At 38.3% G+C, this 17,774-nt stretch carries 13 protein-coding genes; 7 read left to right on the top strand and 6 right to left on the bottom strand.

The features are described 5' to 3' along the window. The first annotated feature begins 36 nt into the window (after positions 1-36). Positions 37-1,119 (top strand): class II fructose-bisphosphate aldolase, encoded by a 1,083-nt coding sequence (gene fbaA, locus WAE64_RS02215; protein WP_340234024.1) that lies wholly within the window; start codon positions 37-39, stop codon positions 1,117-1,119. 63 nt (positions 1,120-1,182) lie between these two features. Here fbaA and WAE64_RS02210 read toward each other — a convergent pair whose 3' ends face one another. After that, on the bottom strand, positions 1,183-1,977 hold the full coding sequence (locus WAE64_RS02210; RefSeq protein ID WP_340234020.1) for a Rossmann-like and DUF2520 domain-containing protein: 795 nt from the start codon (positions 1,975-1,977) through the stop codon (positions 1,183-1,185). A 141-nt stretch (positions 1,978-2,118) separates the two neighbouring features. On the opposite strand from WAE64_RS02210, the gene WAE64_RS02205 reads away from it, so the two are divergent. Continuing rightward, positions 2,119-2,595, top strand: a complete 477-nt coding sequence (locus WAE64_RS02205) for a thioredoxin family protein (RefSeq protein WP_340234018.1) — start codon at positions 2,119-2,121, stop codon at positions 2,593-2,595. A gap of 113 nt (positions 2,596-2,708) precedes the next feature. After that, positions 2,709-3,734, top strand: a complete 1,026-nt coding sequence (gene hemE / locus WAE64_RS02200; RefSeq protein WP_340234016.1) for a uroporphyrinogen decarboxylase — start codon at positions 2,709-2,711, stop codon at positions 3,732-3,734. A 40-nt stretch (positions 3,735-3,774) separates the two neighbouring features. Here the strand turns inward: hemE and WAE64_RS02195 are convergent, their stop codons facing one another. Together WAE64_RS02195 and WAE64_RS02190 are read right to left on the bottom strand one after the other, a co-directional pair. After that, positions 3,775-4,836: an NAD-dependent epimerase/dehydratase family protein gene (locus WAE64_RS02195; protein ID WP_340234014.1), complete on the bottom strand. Its 1,062-nt coding sequence runs from the start codon at positions 4,834-4,836 to the stop codon at positions 3,775-3,777. Positions 4,837-4,856: 20 nt separating this feature from the next. Further along, the gene (locus WAE64_RS02190) at positions 4,857-6,845 is read right to left on the bottom strand and encodes a KUP/HAK/KT family potassium transporter (protein WP_340234011.1); all 1,989 of its coding nucleotides are present in this window, start codon (positions 6,843-6,845) and stop codon (positions 4,857-4,859) included. A 182-nt stretch (positions 6,846-7,027) separates the two neighbouring features. Between WAE64_RS02190 and WAE64_RS02185 the strand changes: the two genes are divergently transcribed. After that, complete coding sequence (locus WAE64_RS02185) at positions 7,028-7,810, top strand: enoyl-CoA hydratase/isomerase family protein (RefSeq protein ID WP_340234009.1); 783 nt, start codon at positions 7,028-7,030, stop codon at positions 7,808-7,810. 116 nt (positions 7,811-7,926) lie between these two features. Next, entirely contained in the window at positions 7,927-8,790 is an 864-nt protein-coding gene (locus tag WAE64_RS02180) for an RHS repeat domain-containing protein (protein ID WP_340234006.1), read from the top strand. A 36-nt stretch (positions 8,791-8,826) separates the two neighbouring features. Here WAE64_RS02180 and WAE64_RS02175 read toward each other — a convergent pair whose 3' ends face one another. After that, entirely contained in the window at positions 8,827-10,707 is a 1,881-nt protein-coding gene (locus WAE64_RS02175; protein WP_340234004.1) for a YfbK domain-containing protein, read from the bottom strand. Positions 10,708-10,874: 167 nt separating this feature from the next. Here WAE64_RS02175 and WAE64_RS02170 point away from each other — a divergent pair, with 167 nt between their 5' ends. Continuing rightward, positions 10,875-11,450, top strand: coding sequence for an RNA polymerase sigma factor (locus WAE64_RS02170; protein ID WP_340234002.1), 576 nt, complete (start codon positions 10,875-10,877; stop codon positions 11,448-11,450). Then, positions 11,450-12,781 (top strand): energy transducer TonB, encoded by a 1,332-nt coding sequence (locus WAE64_RS02165; protein ID WP_340234000.1) that lies wholly within the window; start codon positions 11,450-11,452, stop codon positions 12,779-12,781. The genes WAE64_RS02170 and WAE64_RS02165 overlap by 1 nt, the downstream gene beginning before the upstream one ends. A 29-nt stretch (positions 12,782-12,810) precedes the next feature. Here the strand turns inward: WAE64_RS02165 and WAE64_RS02160 are convergent, their stop codons facing one another. Both WAE64_RS02160 and WAE64_RS02155 read right to left on the bottom strand, forming a co-directional pair. After that, a complete protein-coding gene (locus WAE64_RS02160) occupies positions 12,811-14,157 on the bottom strand; it encodes a T9SS type B sorting domain-containing protein (protein WP_340233998.1) in 1,347 nt (448 codons plus the stop codon). 102 nt (positions 14,158-14,259) lie between these two features. Next, entirely contained in the window at positions 14,260-17,664 is a 3,405-nt protein-coding gene (locus tag WAE64_RS02155) for a DUF7133 domain-containing protein (protein ID WP_340233996.1), read from the bottom strand. Positions 17,665-17,774 lie beyond the last annotated feature (110 nt).

Genomic DNA, 17,774 nt, shown 5'->3' with positions numbered 1-17,774 from the left:
TAACATTTTTTCTTTTTAAAATTCAAAAAACTTAACATGAGTCAATCTTTGATTAAGCCGGGCGTAGTTTCAGGTGAAGCACTTGCTGCTTTGTTACGCCACGCCAACGAAAACGATTATGCCCTACCCGCTGTAAATGTTGTAGGTACTAATTCGGTAAATGGTGTAATGGAAGCCGCTAAAGCCGTTAATTCACCTGTTATTGTGCAATTCTCAAATGGTGGCGCTTCTTTTTATGCAGGTAAATCATTACCAAATAAAAATCAGGAAGCTGCAATCGCTGGCGCAATTTCTGGAGCTATTCACGTACATCAGATTGCCGAAATGTATGGCATTCCGGTAGTTTTACATACAGACCACTGTGCGAAAAAATTATTACCTTGGTTAGACGGTCTTTTAGACGCTGGCGAGAAATTCTTTGCGCAACATGGCAAACCACTTTTCAGCTCACACATGATTGACCTCTCAGAAGAGCCAATCGAAGAGAACATCGAGATATGTGTGAAATATTTTGAGAGAATGGCCAAAATGGGTATGACTCTTGAAATAGAACTAGGTGTAACAGGCGGTGAAGAAGACGGTGTTGATAACACAGATGTTGATAGCTCAAAACTATATACTCAACCATCAGAAGTAGCTTATGCTTACGAAGAGCTATTGAAAGTTTCTCCTAACTTTACAATTGCTGCTGCTTTTGGTAATGTACACGGTGTTTACAAACCAGGTAACGTAAAATTATCGCCAATCATTTTGAAAAACTCACAGGATTATATCCAAGAGAAATTCGGAACAGGCGAATTGCCGGTAAACTTCGTATTCCACGGTGGTTCAGGTTCTTCACGTGAAGAAATCAGAGAAGCCATTAAATACGGTGCAGTAAAAATGAACATCGATACCGACGTACAATGGGCAACTTGGGAAGGTATCCTGAAATACTACAAAGACAAAGAAGGATACTTGCAAGGACAATTAGGTAATCCTGAAGGTGCTGACTCTCCAAACAAAAAATATTACGATCCACGTGTATGGTTGCGTAAAGGTGAAGAAAGCATGGTTAGCCGTTTGAAAGCCGCTTTCGAAGATTTAGATTGTATCAACCGTTGCGAAGGTTTGTATTGATATAATACCTAAGCAATAGTTAATAGATGAAAGTCATCAGTTTATACTGATGACTTTCTTTTTTTAAGCATGCCATTGCTGAATACTCTCGCTCATAATCTCATATATCTCAAATAAATCAGGTCGGTTGTTTAAATAAACCAAATGATTATTAATGGTTGATTTATCTCCCCTAACTGCCGGGCCTGTTTGCACATCGGCCGGATGCTCGGCTGCTAGCGCCTTCTGGAATGTTTCTCTGATAAGCGGCTTCAATAAATCAAACTCCAGATCTTCATCATTTGTAATTTCTTTGGCCAATGCCATTAAATGATTAGTAAAGTTGCAAGCAAAAACAGCCGCTACGTGTAATACTTTTCGTTCTTGTGAGCTTACCAGATATACAGTATTACTCATTCCTTGTGCGAGTCTAACTAATTGACTTTCGGCCTCTGCATCATCAGACTCTATGCAAAAAGGTACTTCTTTCAGTTGCATCTTTTTTTGTTTACTGAAAGTCATGAGTGGGTAAAAAACTGCACACCTGATTGGTAAATCATGAAACGAGCCTATTAGCTTTTGTAGGTCTTCAAGACTTTTTGTTCCTGAGGTATGAGCCAGTATGGCATTTTCGGGTAAGACCAGCATAGAGCATACCTCGGCTATGGCATCGTCGGCTACTGCCAGTATAAAAAGCTCGGCTTTACTATCCGAAAAGTCGAGGTCTGTTTTGGCCTCTGCCTGATATAACATAGCCGTAAGCGCCTTCGCTTTTGATTGCTGGCGGCTAAACACTTCACAAACCTGATGATGGTGGTTTTCAAAAGCAATGCTCAAATGCCAGGCCACGTTACCTGCACCAATCATTGAAATCTTCATAATTAAGCGTTGTATTTATTCGTTATCAAAGGTGCTTACAAAAATCAGGAAAAAAATGGCTTAATATTTGTAATTGATTAAAAATATCAGTTTTAGGGTCTTTAGCGTGTTTTATGACCCCATTTATTAACAATAACGTACATGAAAATGAAACTCAAAGTATTAGGTTTCGTAGGAATTGCCCTAGTGATGTTGGCTTCTTACAAAAGTGATAAAAAAAATAATACAAGCGAAGTAAGGTTTTATGATGGTACTTATGATGATTTGCTTCGGGAATCGAGAAAACAAAAAAAGCCAATTATACTAGAGTTCTGGGCAACGTGGTGTATTCCCTGCCGCAAAATGGAAAATGAAACTTTTGCAGACCCAGATTTTGCCGCATATATTAACAAAAACTTTTTGGTATATAAAGTTAATATTGATACCTTTGACGGTATGGATATTGCCGACCGTTACAACATTGATGCGTATCCAACCCTTGTTTTGTTAGATTCAAAAAATAAATATATTAATAGATTTAAAGGCTTTTTTCCGGCCTACTTCTTAAAGAGAGAACTGGAAAAAAATAAATCCCGCATTACAAAGGATTTTTTAACGTCAACCGCTGTAAATAATTAAAGTCAAGAACACCTAGTAAAAGACAATGACTTTCAGTTGATTACCTGCCATGAGCAATGCTCGTGGCTTTTTTTATGCATTGAAAAATAAGCCTTTTAGTTTATCTTTGCGGCATGAAATTACAGAATGATTTGCTTTTACGTGCGGCAAAGGGTGAGCACGTAGAGCGTGTGCCCGTTTGGATGATGCGCCAGGCTGGCCGAATCTTACCCGAATACCGTGCCGTAAGAGCACAGGCAGGAAGTTTTATAAAACTAGCTACTACACCCGAACTGGCGGCTGAGGTAACTATTCAGCCTGTTGATATTCTGAAAACCGATGCAGCAATCATTTTCTCTGATATACTGGTAGTGCCCGAAGCTATGGGCTTACCCTACGAAATGGTTGAAGCCAAAGGGCCGATTTTTCCGAAGACTATCCAAACGAAACAAGATATTGATGCGCTGAAAGTAAGCGACCCTGAAACCGACCTGGGTTATGTACTGGCAGCTTTAGATATAGTAAAAAAAGAACTGAATGGCCGGGTGCCACTTATTGGCTTTGCCGGAGCACCATTTACTATTTTTTGTTATATGATAGAAGGTAAAGGCTCTAAGACTTTCTCGGCTGCCAAGAAGATGTTGTATTCTGAGCCCGAATTAGCTCATCTGTTACTACAAAAGATAACCGACAGTACAATTAGTTATCTGAAAGCTCAAGTGCGCCACGGAGCCGATTTAGTGCAGGTTTTCGACTCTTGGGCTGGTGTACTATCGCCAGAGCAATACAGAAAATTCTCTTTACCCTATATAGCGCAAATTTGCGATGCTATTAACGATGTGCCTGTTACAGTTTTTGCCAAAGGCGCATTCTTTGCCCGCAAAGATATGGCAAAACTAAATTGCGATGTGGTTGGGCTAGACTGGAACATGGATATAAGAGAGTCGAGAGAGATGTTGCCTAATAAAACTTTGCAAGGAAATCTTGACCCATGCGTTTTATATGCATCTTTTAAGGAGATAGAAAAAGAAACCAAGCAAATGCTAGAGGCTTTTGGCACACAACGCTACATAGCCAATTTAGGGCATGGTGTTTACCCTGATACCGACCCTGAAAAAGTGAAGTGTTTCTTTGAAACCGTAAAAGCATACTCGGCATAAATAGAAAAGCCTTTCAGAATTTCTGAAAGGCTTTTCTATTTTATTTAAGTATTGGCTCTAGCGCTTCTCTGTTTTCAGCTAACCAGGCCGTTATTTCTTCTACAATCTGTTCAATGCCTATTTCAGGTTTCCAGCCTGTAAGAGCGGTTACTTTCGTATTATCAGTTACATACAATCGAATATCTGCCGGGCGATTTTCTGCTACCTTGTTGATAGGTATAGTTTTACCTGTTATTCTCTGGCATATAGCAGTAAGCTCTTGCAATGAGGCACTTACTTCTACCCCTCCACCGGCATTCATGGTTTCGCCGTTTACTTTATCAATGTTATGAAGCTGCCAGTCTATCAAGCGGTATAAGTCTGCCACGTGAAGCATATCACGTGTTTGTTTCCCACTACCACCATAACCAATGTAAGCCAGTTGTTGCTCAAAGAAGTGCTTGGCGATCCAGAGTACCATTACTCCCTGGTCAACTTTACCCATTTGCCAAGGGCCTGTTAATACACCACAACGGTTGATAACTGTTTTGAGGTTATAAAACTCGTTGTATTCTTGAATAATTAATTCTGATGCCAGTTTTGTTGTACCATACAAAGACCTTGGGCCTTCAAGCGGAAAATCCTCAGCAATACCTTTGGCCGAAACACCTTTTATTTTCTGATTATCAGTCAATTCAAAACGTGTTTCAGATTCTATAAAATCTAAGGTTTCAAGTGTTTTGATTGGATAAATACGGCTTGTAGATAAAAATATAAAACTTGCTTTACACTTAACAGCGTAGTTAAGACAGTTTACAGTTCCGAATAAGTTGGTATTCATCAGGTAATCGGGCGACCCATTTAAACCTGCTAATACTGATGGCTCGGCCGAGGCTTCAATAACAGAATCAACAATTGGTAAAGAATCAAAATCTTCTTTATTACGAATATCACCGTGGATAAAGCTGATTCCTTGTTTTGTTAGTCGGGCTACATTAAGCTCAGATCCTTTTCTTCTCAGATTATCTAGACAAAAGATTTCGTAAGATGGATAATTTTGTTTTAACGCAATAGCTAAAGACGAACCTACAAATCCGGCGCCTCCTGTAATTAAAATACGCATATATGAATTTTTAAAGTGTATTAACTATTAGCCTGCCAAGGAATACGTTTAAGATTAACGTTCTCGGCCTGGCGTATTACTAACGGTACTTTTTCTACTTTAACCGAACTGCTATCTAGCCCAAACCACTTATCTTCAGATGGTGTATATCCTTTAATAAAGAAATAAGCTCTCATAATCAGGTTTTCGAAGAACGAAAGTTGATTATCGTAAGAAAGGAATTTCTCTAATACAACAAAACGGAAGTCGCCAATCACATTGTGTTTATTCAAAGATTCATAACGGCTTCTGATGTCTACCTCACCGCATTTTACCATATCTTCCAAAACTTTCTTAAAGTATAAGTTTATCTTATTTGGCACACGGAAACCCAATCGGAAATTGACCTTGTAAACATCGTCAGGAGCAATAGTTTTTACTTTATATTCCATCGTATAGGGGTCGTCGAGGGTATCAACATGCACAAACCAGTAAACATCGGCACGTTTAGGGCGTTTCTGGAAAATAGAATATATAATCTTATTCTCAATTTCTGTCGCTCTTGATGCATTACTTAAAAACACAAGGTGTGTTGCATATTTTGGTACAGTTATGTCTTTGCTTAATTCTTTCAAAGATTCTACATATTTATCTAGTTTTTCATATTCTGTCAAACGTGCTTTAATTTTAGAAGCACTTAACCAGATATACATAACTGCAATCATCACAACTGCAATAAGCATTGACACCCAGCCACCATGTGTAAATTTCTGTAAATTGGCAATCAGAAAGCAGGTTTCAATAAATATAAACAAACAGAAATAGCCAAGTATAATCCACATATTTACTTTCTTGGCATATAAGTAATAGCTAAACAAGAAGGTAGTCATCATCATGGTTAGTACAATGGACAATCCGTATGCAGCTTCCATTAAAGATGATTTTTGGAAGTATAAAACTACGCCAACACAACCAATATAGAGCAGCATATTAAGACTTGGTACATATATTTGGCCTTTCTGGTCTGATGGGAAGTTAATCTTTATTTTAGGCCAGAGGTTCAAACGGATTGCTTCCGAGATTAAGGTAAATACCCCTGTAAGCATAGCTTGGCTGGCAATAATAGCAGCCATAGTAGCAATACCAATACCAAATGGCAAGAACCACTCCGGCATAATATCATAGAATGGGTTACGGGCATCAATGGTCTGGCCTTTCAGGCTCATCACATAAACGCCTTGCCCAAAATAGTTTAGCAATAAACATAATTTAACAAATATCCACATAATCCGGATATTGCTACGCCCAACGTGGCCCATGTCTGAATAAAGTGCTTCTGCCCCTGTAGTACATAAGAATACCGAACCCAACAAGAAAAAACCTCCCGGATGATGCGTTAAAAGCCTTAACCCATACATAGGATTAATAGCTTTTAATACTTCAAAATCTTTTACCACATTTATAATACCAAACGTACCCAGCATTAAAAACCAGATAAGCATAATAGGCCCAAAAGCCTTTCCAACTACATTCGTACCTAAGGCTTGAACCAGAAACAAAATAGATAAAATAACGATGACAATCGGTACAGTTTGAATGTCAGGATATATTTTTGTAAGCCCCTCAATAGCGGATGAAACGGAAATAGGAGGGGTAATGACACTATCTGCCAACATGGTACTACCCCCGATAATTGCCGGAATAGTAAGCCACTTGGCATGGCGGCGCACAAGTGTGTATAATGAGAAAATACCCCCTTCACCCCTATTATCGGCTCTCAGAATAAGAACAACATACTTAAAAGTGGTTTGTAGTGTCAGAGTCCAGAACACACAAGATAAAGCACCGAGAATAATTTCTTCATCAACCACTTCTGTTCCGGCAATAGCTTTCAATACATACAAAGGAGATGTACCGATGTCGCCAAAAACAATACCTAATGCGATGAGGAGCCCAGCAGCTGAAACTTTGTCAAGATTATGGTGGTGATTACCACTACCATTACCATTCAATGGTTGATTAACTTCCATTTGGAGAAATTTTAAAAAAAGTTTGCAAATATATTGCATCAATGTGAATTACTATAAAATTTAAATAAAAATGTTTTGCGGATTCACATTAGTTGGCAATTTTGTCTATTAATTCTCTAAATAATATAACAATTTTTAGACAAGATAAATTATAAAGTTAAATAAAAACTTGATTATCAATTATGTATGAACATATAATCTTCGAGGTTTCAGAAGGCGCAGCAACCATTACTCTTAATAGACCACAAGTCTATAACGCCTTAAGTACTGAATTAATAAGAGAGATAACAAATGCGCTTGAAACGGCAAGTCATGACCCAACAATAAGAGCTATTGTAATAACCGGTGTTGGAGAAAAAGCATTCTGTTCGGGAGCCGACCTGAAGGCAGGTTTAGATAAAGGGCTTATGTCATTAGGCGAATCGTTGAGAGATAATTATAATCCAATGATTAGGGCTATCAGAAATGCCGAGAAACCTGTTGTGTGTAGGCTTAATGGGATTGCTACCGGAGCGGGTATGTCTTTAGCTTTGGCCTGCGATGTAATAATTGCTAATAAAGATGCTTACATGAGTGAGCTTTTTGTAGGTATTGGCTTAATGCCAGATGCAGGTTCTATGTTTTTTCTACCACGCATGGTAGGTATGCAAAAAGCATTTGAGCTTTGCAGTACTGGCCGCAAAGTATTTATGGACGAAGCCCTGAACATAGGGCTGGTAAGTAAAGCCGTACCTTACGCCGAGCTTGATAAGGCCGTAAACGAATTGGTAGATACTTACAAAACCGCAGCCACCAAATCTATTGGGCTGATGAAAAAAGTCTTAAACCAATCTTTAAACAGTAATCTTGAAGAGATATTGGAGCAAGAAGCTGTGAACCAGGATTTATTGGGAAAAACACATGACTTTGCTGAGGGCGTAATGGCATTTCTGCAAAAAAGGAAAGCAGCGTTTAGAGGTAAATAGCTAAATTTTTGATATTGAACACATTATGACAGCACAGTTAGGCGAAAAAATTGTGATGCCAGTGTTTTTTTGTACTTTTGCACGCTGAATTAAAAAAATCTAAATAATACCTCTATATGAAAAAAACTTTACTGCTGTTGATTATAGCTGCTTTATCAACATTCATAATGATTTCTTGTAAAGAAGATGTAATTCTTGCTAATCCTGATGGAACTGGTAAGACGAATAACCCTGACGGTACTAATGGAAGCAATGGTAGCAATGCTAAAAAGTGTTATCTAAATGAAATGATTTATACCTCAGATGAAGCAGAATACAAAACTATATTTAAGTATAATGCCCAAAACTTATTAGAAAGTAAAGATGAAGATGGCGATATTACAAACTATGAATATGATACTAACGGACTCCTTACTAAAATGGTAATAAATTCTGATGGAAAAGAAACTTTTCAATACCAGTATGATGCTAAAGGTAATATTACTAAAGTAAAATATGATGCGCAAAATACATTTTTCTCACTTTCATTTTCTGAATATATTTATACAACAAATTCAAAAGGCTTAGTTGAAAAAATTCAAGGGGTATCAGAAGAAGGAAATCTGGATTTCATTTTTGAGTATGATAATAAATCTAACATTAAAAAGGTAATGGTAGATATAGGAACTGGTAAGCAGACAGTATTAGAGAACATAAGCTTTGATGATAAATCGAACGTTTTTTTGAATTCTAATATATCTAAACACTCATTGCCATTAGTAATTGCAGGTGCGATGTTTGGAGAAAATATGACCTATTATTATAATTCAAATAATATAACGTCTTCTTCTGCACTAGTCTTTTTTAGTGGAGAAATGGAATCATTGACATATAAATATGAATACACTCCCGAAGGATTTCCTTCAAAAATGACAGCGACTCGGAAAAGTAGCACTGAAACATACGATGAACAAGAAACATATACTTATAACTGTAAATAAAAACGAAAGCCCTGACCATCGTCAGGGCTTTCGTTTTTATTTATCTCTAGCCAAATCTTTGTTTGATAATAACTGAGCCGTTTTTACTAACTTAATAAATTCGGCTCTGTAGCCTTCCTCATCTTCGCCACGTGCCGATTTAGCCGTAGCAATAATATGTTCAAAACTGGCATTGCCTTTAAAGGCTGATTGTCTTAATAATAAACCAAACTCTGCAACCGAAGCCGATAATCTGAAATTATCAGATGTTTTGTCAAAAGCTGTATGTTTGTCATAAACTACTTCCTCCATTAGCTTACTTGTTTTTTCGTCAGGGAGTTTAAAGCGTAGCTTTATGGTAAGCACTTCGTTTGAGTTTGCTACATCCGATAGGTTTTTAGATTCTTGATATTTCAGCGGGTCAACTTTGCTTAAATATAGGCTTTCGATTCCTGCCGGAATAATTTCATAAATGGCAGTTACTGTATGTCCCGACCCCATATCTCCGGCATCTTTCTTATCATCGTTAAAATCTTCGTTATTCAAGTGACGGTTTTCATAGCCAATCAAACGATATGCTTTTACATATTTAGGATTAAACTCCAGTTGTAGTTTCACATCTTTAGCAACAGTAAAGAGCGTACCACCAAATTCGGTTACAAATGTTTTTTGGGCTTCTTGTAGGTCGTCGATATAAGCATAGTTGCCATTGCCTTTATCGGCAAGTGTTTCCATCTTATTATCTTTATAATTACCCATCCCAAAACCTAACACACTCAGATACACCCCCGATTCTCTTTTTTCTTCTATCATACTCTTTAAATCAGCTTCGCTTGATGCTCCTATGTTAAAGTCGCCATCAGTTGCTAAAATAACACGGTTGTTACCACCTTTTATAAAATTATCTAAAGCAATTTTATAAGCTAATTTTATTCCCTCTCCTCCGGCTGTTGAGCCACCTGCTTGCAGATTTTCAAGTGCTTCTTTTATTTTGGTCTTTTCTTTACCTGAGGTTGAGGGCAATACCATTCCGGCAGCTCCGGCATATACTACAATTGCTACGTGGTCTTTAGGGCGTAGTTGGTCAACCAAAAGTTTAAACCCTTGTTTCAAAAGAGGCAGTTTATTAAAATCGCTCATTGAACCCGACACATCAATCAGAAAAACCAGATTAGATGCAGGCAGATTATCGGTTGGTATTTTTTTAGCCTGTAAACCAATATGAAGCAATTTCAAACCCTTGTTCCAAGGTGAATCAGATATTTCGGTCTGAAAACTCACAGGGTCTTTTCCTGTTGGTTGTTTATAATCATAATCGAAGTAATTAATCATTTCTTCAATCCGAATCGCATCTTTCGGCGGTAATTGTCCGCTATTAATCATTCTGCGCATATTGCTGTAAGCAGCTCTGTCAACATCAATCGAAAAAGTAGTCAGTGCATCTTTCTTGGTTTCATGAAAAACATTCTCTTCAAAAGTGCCATATTCTTCGGTATTGTAATCTGCTGTCGCAATTTGGTTCATCATTGGCGCTGTTGCATAGGCTTCTCTTCCCATTTTTGATTTATGAACCGACACCCTTTGTGTATTATGTAAGCCTTCAACGCTATAACCTATTACAACAGCTTCTTCTAAGCTAGCAGCGGCATCTTTTAATTTTACATCATAAACAGATTTGTTTTCCTTAATCTTTACTTCTTCAGTAGTAAACCCAATTCCTTGAAAAACAAGTGTGCTGTGCAAATTCGAGATTTTAATGCTGTATTTCCCATTAGCATCAGTTGTAGTTCCTTTATTTGTCCCTTTTATAGTAACCGTAATACCCGGCAAAGCCATATTATCGGTGGCAGAAGTAACCGTGCCTGTAATTGTGCGGTCTTGTACAAAAAAGAACCCTAAGAAAAGAGTCAAAGTCAGAAGCAATATTTTAATTCCCATAATTTTAGTTTCCCCAATATTGTTTTCAGAAAGTTTTCATGGCTTGGGGAGTTGTTAGAACATGAAATCTTTGTAATTTTCTCTATTGATGAAGACTTCATAAAAATTCCATAAAAATTTTAGAAAAAAATTAAATTTGTCTTACCAAGCTCCGAAAACCATAACGCATGCAATTTTTCAAACGTAAATCTAAGCCCCAGACTGATGCTGAATATATAGCGGCCTATCAGGCAAGTGGCGATTTGAACGTGCTTGGAGAGTTGTATGAGAGAAACATGGAAATGGTTTTCTCGATTTGCTACAAGTACCTGCGTAACGAAGAAGAAAGCAAAGATGCCACGATGGAGATTTTTGAGCAGTTGGTAGAAGATTTGAAAAAGCACCAGATAAGTAATTTTAAAAACTGGCTGCATAGTGTAGCCCGCAACTATTGTTTGATGCAACTACGGGTGAGGAAAGTAGAAGTTGGTGGTTTGCAAATTTCTGATGATGAATTTATGGAAAACGAGCCTTTTGTGCATCTATCAGATGAAACAATAGATTTGGAGGGTGATTTACAGAAATTGGAAAATTGCATTGGTAAACTAGAGTTTGAACAGAAGTCGTGTGTAGAGTTGTTTTACCTGCAAGAGAAATGCTATAAAGAAATAGCCGAACAAACTGGGTTTGATATGAACAAAGTGAAAAGCTATATTCAGAATGGTAAACGGAATTTGAAAATTTGTATGGAAAAGAATAAATAATGGCAAAGAAAAAGTATAGTTCGGTTACTGAAAATGTTCTTACAGCCGAAGACCTGAGACGGTACGAGGCCGGAGAAATGACTTTTCAGGAAATGCATCGGGTAGAAAAAATTCTGCTCGAACAGCCTTTCTATGCCGATGCGGTAGAGGGTATATCGAAAATCAAAAAAGATAAAGTTTCTACTGAAACCAATATTTCTGACTTAAAGGCAAGATTAGGTAAGAGACTCGAAACCCCAATAAGTAAACCTGCTGTTGGTTTCGATATTATTAGAATCTGGAAACCGATTAGCATTGCGGCTGCTATGTTGCTAGTTTTTGGCGGAACATATTATTTGCTAGAGAGTAATCAAAATGAAGATACTACTGCTTTGGTGCCGATAGAAAAGCTTGAGCCGAAAGAAAATTTATCAGAACCAATAGCCAGTGCTCCAATAGCCGAAGAAGATAAAACCGCCCTAAATAGAAAACAGGATGCATTAGCCCCACAAGTGCACCAAAAACGAAGTGCAGTTAGTACAAATAAAGCACAGGCAGTATTAAAAGAAGAACAAGCAACTGCTGTGATAGATGCACCACAAGCAAAATATAGCACTTATACTAAAGAAACCGAAAAACTAGCAGAAGCACCGCCACAGGTAGCGGCTGCGCCGGTAGCAATGCCTATCGAGAAAAAAGAGGTGGCAGATAAAGACCATACATATACTGATAACATAGCTGCAACCGGCGCTGCTCGTTTGGCAAGAGCTTCAATATCGGGCATTGTGGTAAACGAAGACAACGAACCAATGAAAGATGTAACGGTTAACATAAAGGGAAAAGCAGATGGTGTTAAAACAGATGAAGAGGGTAAGTTTAGTTTAAAAGATGCCCGGAGAAGTGATATAGTGGTTTTCAATAGTCTTACTATGCCGCAGATGGAAGTGCCATTAAAGAATAACCTGCCGGGCAAAATTGTGTATAGTGAGCGCAGTTTTTATATGCCAAGCAAACCAAAAGTTTCGGTTACTAGCCCTAATGAAGTGATGTTCGAAAAAACAGCTACTAATGCCAAGCCCGAATTTGGCTGGGAAGCATACGAAGTTTACCTGAAAGAAAACACCAAACTGCCACCAAGAGCAAGGCAGTATAATGTTAAAGGGCGAGTAATAGTAAGTTTTGTTGTAAACGAAAAAAGTGAATTATCAGACTTTACTATTATAAGAAGCCTGGGCTTTGGTTGTGATGAAGAGGCTATTAGAATTATAAAGAACGGGCCTAAATGGTTTCCGGCTACTAACGACGATAAACCAGTATCGAAGTCTATGCAGGTGGTAGTTAAGTTTCAGTAAGAACCATTACAAGAAAATTAAAATTTGTTTTATTTCAATAATGTAATTGTTCCCTGCAATGTGTTTTCTTGCTTAGATGTAGTCTTGAATTTTAAGAGATATTCATAAATACCTGCAGGGAGGTCGTCGCCGTTCCAGGCTTCGTAAGGATAATCAATTTGCTTTACTACGTGCCCTCGCCGATTAAAAATTTTCAGGCTAATGAACTTCTCTAAATCACCAAACAGGAATAATTTATCATTAATGCCATCGTTATTGGGGCTAAATGCTGATGGAATGTGGATAGGCTTAAGTGTTCCACATGGAATCATTGTATTTTTAATGCATAGCTTCTCGCCAATAAAAACACTTTCATTAGTTTTAAAACGCACCTGATAACAAACTTCTTCATTACAGTCTACTTCGTTATCCGGATAGGAAGTCCCACTAAGTGGAATATCAATAGTATTGTTTTTAGTAAGTATAAAGTCTTTGATAGGCATACGTGAGGGATTACTCCACATAAGCTCATTGCCATCAATTATAGATTTTACGCTAAAACCAATATCACAAACCTCTTTTGATATTGTATTGGTAAAACATGAATTTTGTAATTGAACACGATAGCACGCATTTATATTATTGTGTTCAAATGAAACCCGTTCTTGTCCTAATTTTCCTTTTTGGGTCAGGAGCACATTTCCATCAGCCAAAACTGTATAATCGTCTCCCGTTTCGTTATTAAAACTGAGGGTAAACTTATTTTCTCCTGTTTTAACAAGTTCTTGTATTTTAGGTTCGCTTATGGTAGGAAATTGTAAGTTTATGCTACTGGTACCTCCGCAGTTATCTACAATATAGCCACCTTTCACATTAATTTTTCTGGCTGATTTGTCGGTATAAATATGAGTAATTGATACCGAGGGTAAGTTTACTTTTTCTGAAGTTGAACCATCACCCCAATTGATATAGCAGAAATCATACGGAATTGTTCCGTTTTTTCTTTCGTCGTTCAGATTTAAGCTAATTGTATTATCACATATTTTGGGGTTAATTTCAATATGTGCGGTATCTAATACAGTAATAATAGTACAAATGCGTAGCTCTTGTTTTGTATCTTTTCTGTAAGAAATCTGCATGAGCTTATAAGCCCCCGGCTGTGTATAAGTGTAAGTTCTTTGTGTTACGGCATTCACAGGCGGGCCGCCTGTGTATTTAAAAATATACTGATTGTCGGTAGAGTTCTCGTCTGTTTTTTCAATCTGTACAGTAAAGGGTACACAACCAACAGTGCGTTGGGTGTACAAAGCACCTGTACCTATATTGGGACCAATACACTGGTCGTTCTGGCCGAAAGCCAGCGATATAGATAAGATTGTAAACAGGACGGTATGCAAAATACCTTTCAAGGTTTCATAGGTTGTTAAAGTATACTCATAAACAAAAAAGGCTTTCTAAGCATTTCGAACTTAGAAAGCCTTTTCAGGATATAAAGCTAATTACTTTTTCAGATTAGACAAAAATTCTACCATATCTCTGATTTCACGCTTCGACATCAACATTCCCATTGGAGGCATTGCCGATGGCATGTTTTCTCTTTTGGCGATTCTTGCTACCGGAATAACCAGCGGCTCAGCATCAGACGTATTAATAGTCAATTCTGTTTCTGTTTCTTTTGCCAATGTTCCGGTTACTTCTTGCCCGTCTTTCAGTTTAATCGTTACGGCTCCAAAACCTGGTGAGATTCTGGCACTTGGCTCAATTAGTGCTTGTAAGATTTGCTCACGGCTCAAAACATCGCCAATGTGTGTTAACGGAGGCCCAACAGTGCCACCATTACCACCAAGAGAGTGACATCTCACACACTGCCCCGTAGAGTTAGTGTTGAAATACTGGCGACCTGCAAAACGATTCCCACCGAACAAAGCATCTTTAAACTCGTCCATTGGTGAATTGTTGGCACTATTGGCAGCCAATTTAGCTTTCAGCGTTTCAGAACCTGTTGCGTCAACAGCTTCTTTTAACTCTAGTGCAATATTTGGCGATAATTTTTTATCGATTAATTGTGTAACCAAATTATCTAAGATTACCTGTGTTTTATCTGCATCCATCTTAGCTAATACAACCAACATTTGTTGTTGTTCTTTGATACTTCCTTTGCTGAAGATAGAATTAACAATTGTTGGAAGAGATTCTTTCGTTACATTCGAGTTGTTTAGTAAACCTAAAGCTGCAGTTCTTACGTTTTCGTCTTTATCGTCCATACCTTTTTTCATGATTGTATCCATTTCAGGATACTTCAAGGTATTTAAGGCAGCAAGCACAGCAGTTTTTACTTTTGTATCGGTGCTGGCATTATAAATAGCTACTAATTGGCTGTTAGCATCAGTAATATTCAAATCAGCCAATAAACCTGCAATCGCAATCTGAGTTTCAGGATTTTTCTCTTTCAAAAATTCTGCGATATGTGGTTGCAATTTACTTTTAGCTAATGCGCCATCTCTCTCTAACTTACCACGGTAACGGCCATCTACACGGTCAAGTACCGATGGACTTGCCCAAGAACCTAATGTAGCCAAAGCTTCTGCTTTTATTTCATCTTTAATATCAGTTCTTTTTGCAAAGGCAATCAACATATCTAATTCTTGTGCACCGCCTACTCTAAGTGCAGCATTAATAGCTCTTCTGAGAATAACCTCCGATTTAAAACGGGTTTCTTTCAAAGTAGCTGCTAATGCAGGTAAAGCTGGTACGATAGATAAATCGTCGTTGATAGCTCTTGCCGCTTCTGCTACAATGTATTCGTCAGAGTCATTCAAGAAAACACTGATTTTAGGGTCTTTCAGTTTTCTTAACACCAAAACTGCTGCAGTTCTTAATGCCTTGCTTGGGTTGCTCGATAATGCGATAATAGGTTCAGCTTTACCAATTCTTGATAGAGCCAAAACGGCAGCGTGTCTGATATACACGTCTTCATCGTTATTTGCTTTCAATAAGTCTATCAACGGTTGTACTGCATCTTGATTTGCAGTTCTGCCCAGTGCCTCTGCAGCAAAGAATCTTACACGAGGATTTGAGCTTTTAAGCAATGGTATCAATTGTGAGCTTAGAGATTTAACACGGGCATCGCCAATGATTTTGGCTGCCTGCGCTATAATTTCTTCATCTTTATCTGTCAACAATTCTGCTAGTGGTGTAGCATAAGAGGCATTCATGCGCGTTAGCTGGCCAATACCCCAGATAGCATGCACACGAGCCAATTGGTTTTCTCTTTGGGCAATTGCTTTATTAAATACTACAAAGCCTCTTTTATCTCTTTTCGCTAACTCAAATTGTGCTTTTTGTCTGATACGCATATCTACGTTCATCAACAAAGAATACAACATATCGTCGGTTTGCGCAGGGTATTTTAATTGTATCAGTCGTTTGGTTTCTTCTCTTTGTGCTTTCAGGTCGTTTTTGTCGGCCGCTACGTCAATTTTCCAAACTCTACCGTAGTTTTTAGTACCCCAACCATTAATCCAGTCAGCAACATATAGTGCACCATCTGGGCCGAAACGGATACCAGTTGGCAAAATACCGCTTACTACGTCTTTTTCGCTCTCAAAATCAAAAGAAGCGCCTTTTGGCTTAAGGCCAAACGACCAGATGTGCGAGCGGTTAGGCGCACCCACAAATTCAACAAGGAAGAATTTGTTTTTCCACTCTTTACCTAGTGCCGTACCTGGGTTGTAAACCATACCGGTTGGGCCATTGTGGTAATTTCTGATTGGCGGAATAATATAAGCCGCTTGTCCGTCCCAACGTGGTTTTGATAAACCTTCGTCCATCCAAACTTTGTATTTGTTGTTTTTAGGGTCGGTGTATTTACCATATTGCCAGTTTGAACGCCATCCGGCGTCAGAACCTTCAACTACGTGTACCAATCTTTCGCTTTCACCTGGGTGGTCACCATCGTTGTCTGACGAAATGAGGTTACCATATTCGTCAAAAACAAACTCGTGGGTGTTTCTAAGTCCGGCCGCAAAAATTTCAAAATCGCTACCATCAGGGTTCGAGCGTGCAATAATACCTGAGTTAGGATGCTCATGTTTCTTACCATCTTTGGTTGTGATGTTGGCACCAATATCACCGATATTCCAGTAGATTCGGCCATCTGGGCCTTCAATCAAACCAGACATACCGTGGCCACTGAAACCAATATGTACACCATAACCGTGACTGATAGATGTTTTTGAATCAATGATACCATCGCCGTTGGTGTCTTTTAAGCGCCACACGTCAGGAGCTATACCAACAAACATATCATCTTCACGAGCCAATATGCCACCTGCTACGTCAGTAATTTCGTCATGAAAATCGTTCAGAATACGGGTTGAAACATCGGCAAGACCATCACCGTTTTTGTCTTCTAAACGCCAGATTTCATCTTTTTCAACGGCTAAGTCTTTCCAGTCATGCGAGCCATCTTCGTTAAGGTCTTTCAACCATGAGTTTTCGTTGCTTTTTTCAGGAGCAAAAGTGCTTCTTAAAAATGCACGGCGGTCTTCTACTGTTTGTAAGCCAATCGAAGGTGTCATCCAATCACGGTGTCCACGAATATCAAACTCCGAGTTTTTTTGTCTATTTGTTCTTGTAAGAAATACACGCCCCCAGTCATCAATCGACATGGCAACAGGGTCAGGAGCAAGGGAGTCAGAAGCCCAAAGTGTCATTTGTAGTCCGTCAGCCAGCTTAGCTGCTGTTTTTTCACGAATTTCTTTGGCTTTAGCAACTGCTTGAACGGGGTCTTCGGTAACTACAATGGGTTTGTTGGTTGTTGAAGTTCGCATACACGAAACAACCAAACCGATTGATAAAAGCAAAAGCGGAACCTTGCTTTTAAAGAGGTTTTTGAAGGTCATGAGGTTTAATAAAATGATTAGAAATTGTAATAGAACCGAAAATTAGCAAATTTCTCTTACATTAAGGCTATTGCTAAAGCGTTTTTAGCAAATTTTCTATGGTATATGGC

The sequence above is a fragment of the Emticicia soli genome, from assembly GCF_037860775.1.
GTDB lineage: Bacteria > Bacteroidota > Bacteroidia > Cytophagales > Spirosomataceae > Emticicia > Emticicia soli.
This window is presented reverse-complemented; position numbering and strand designations above follow the sequence as displayed.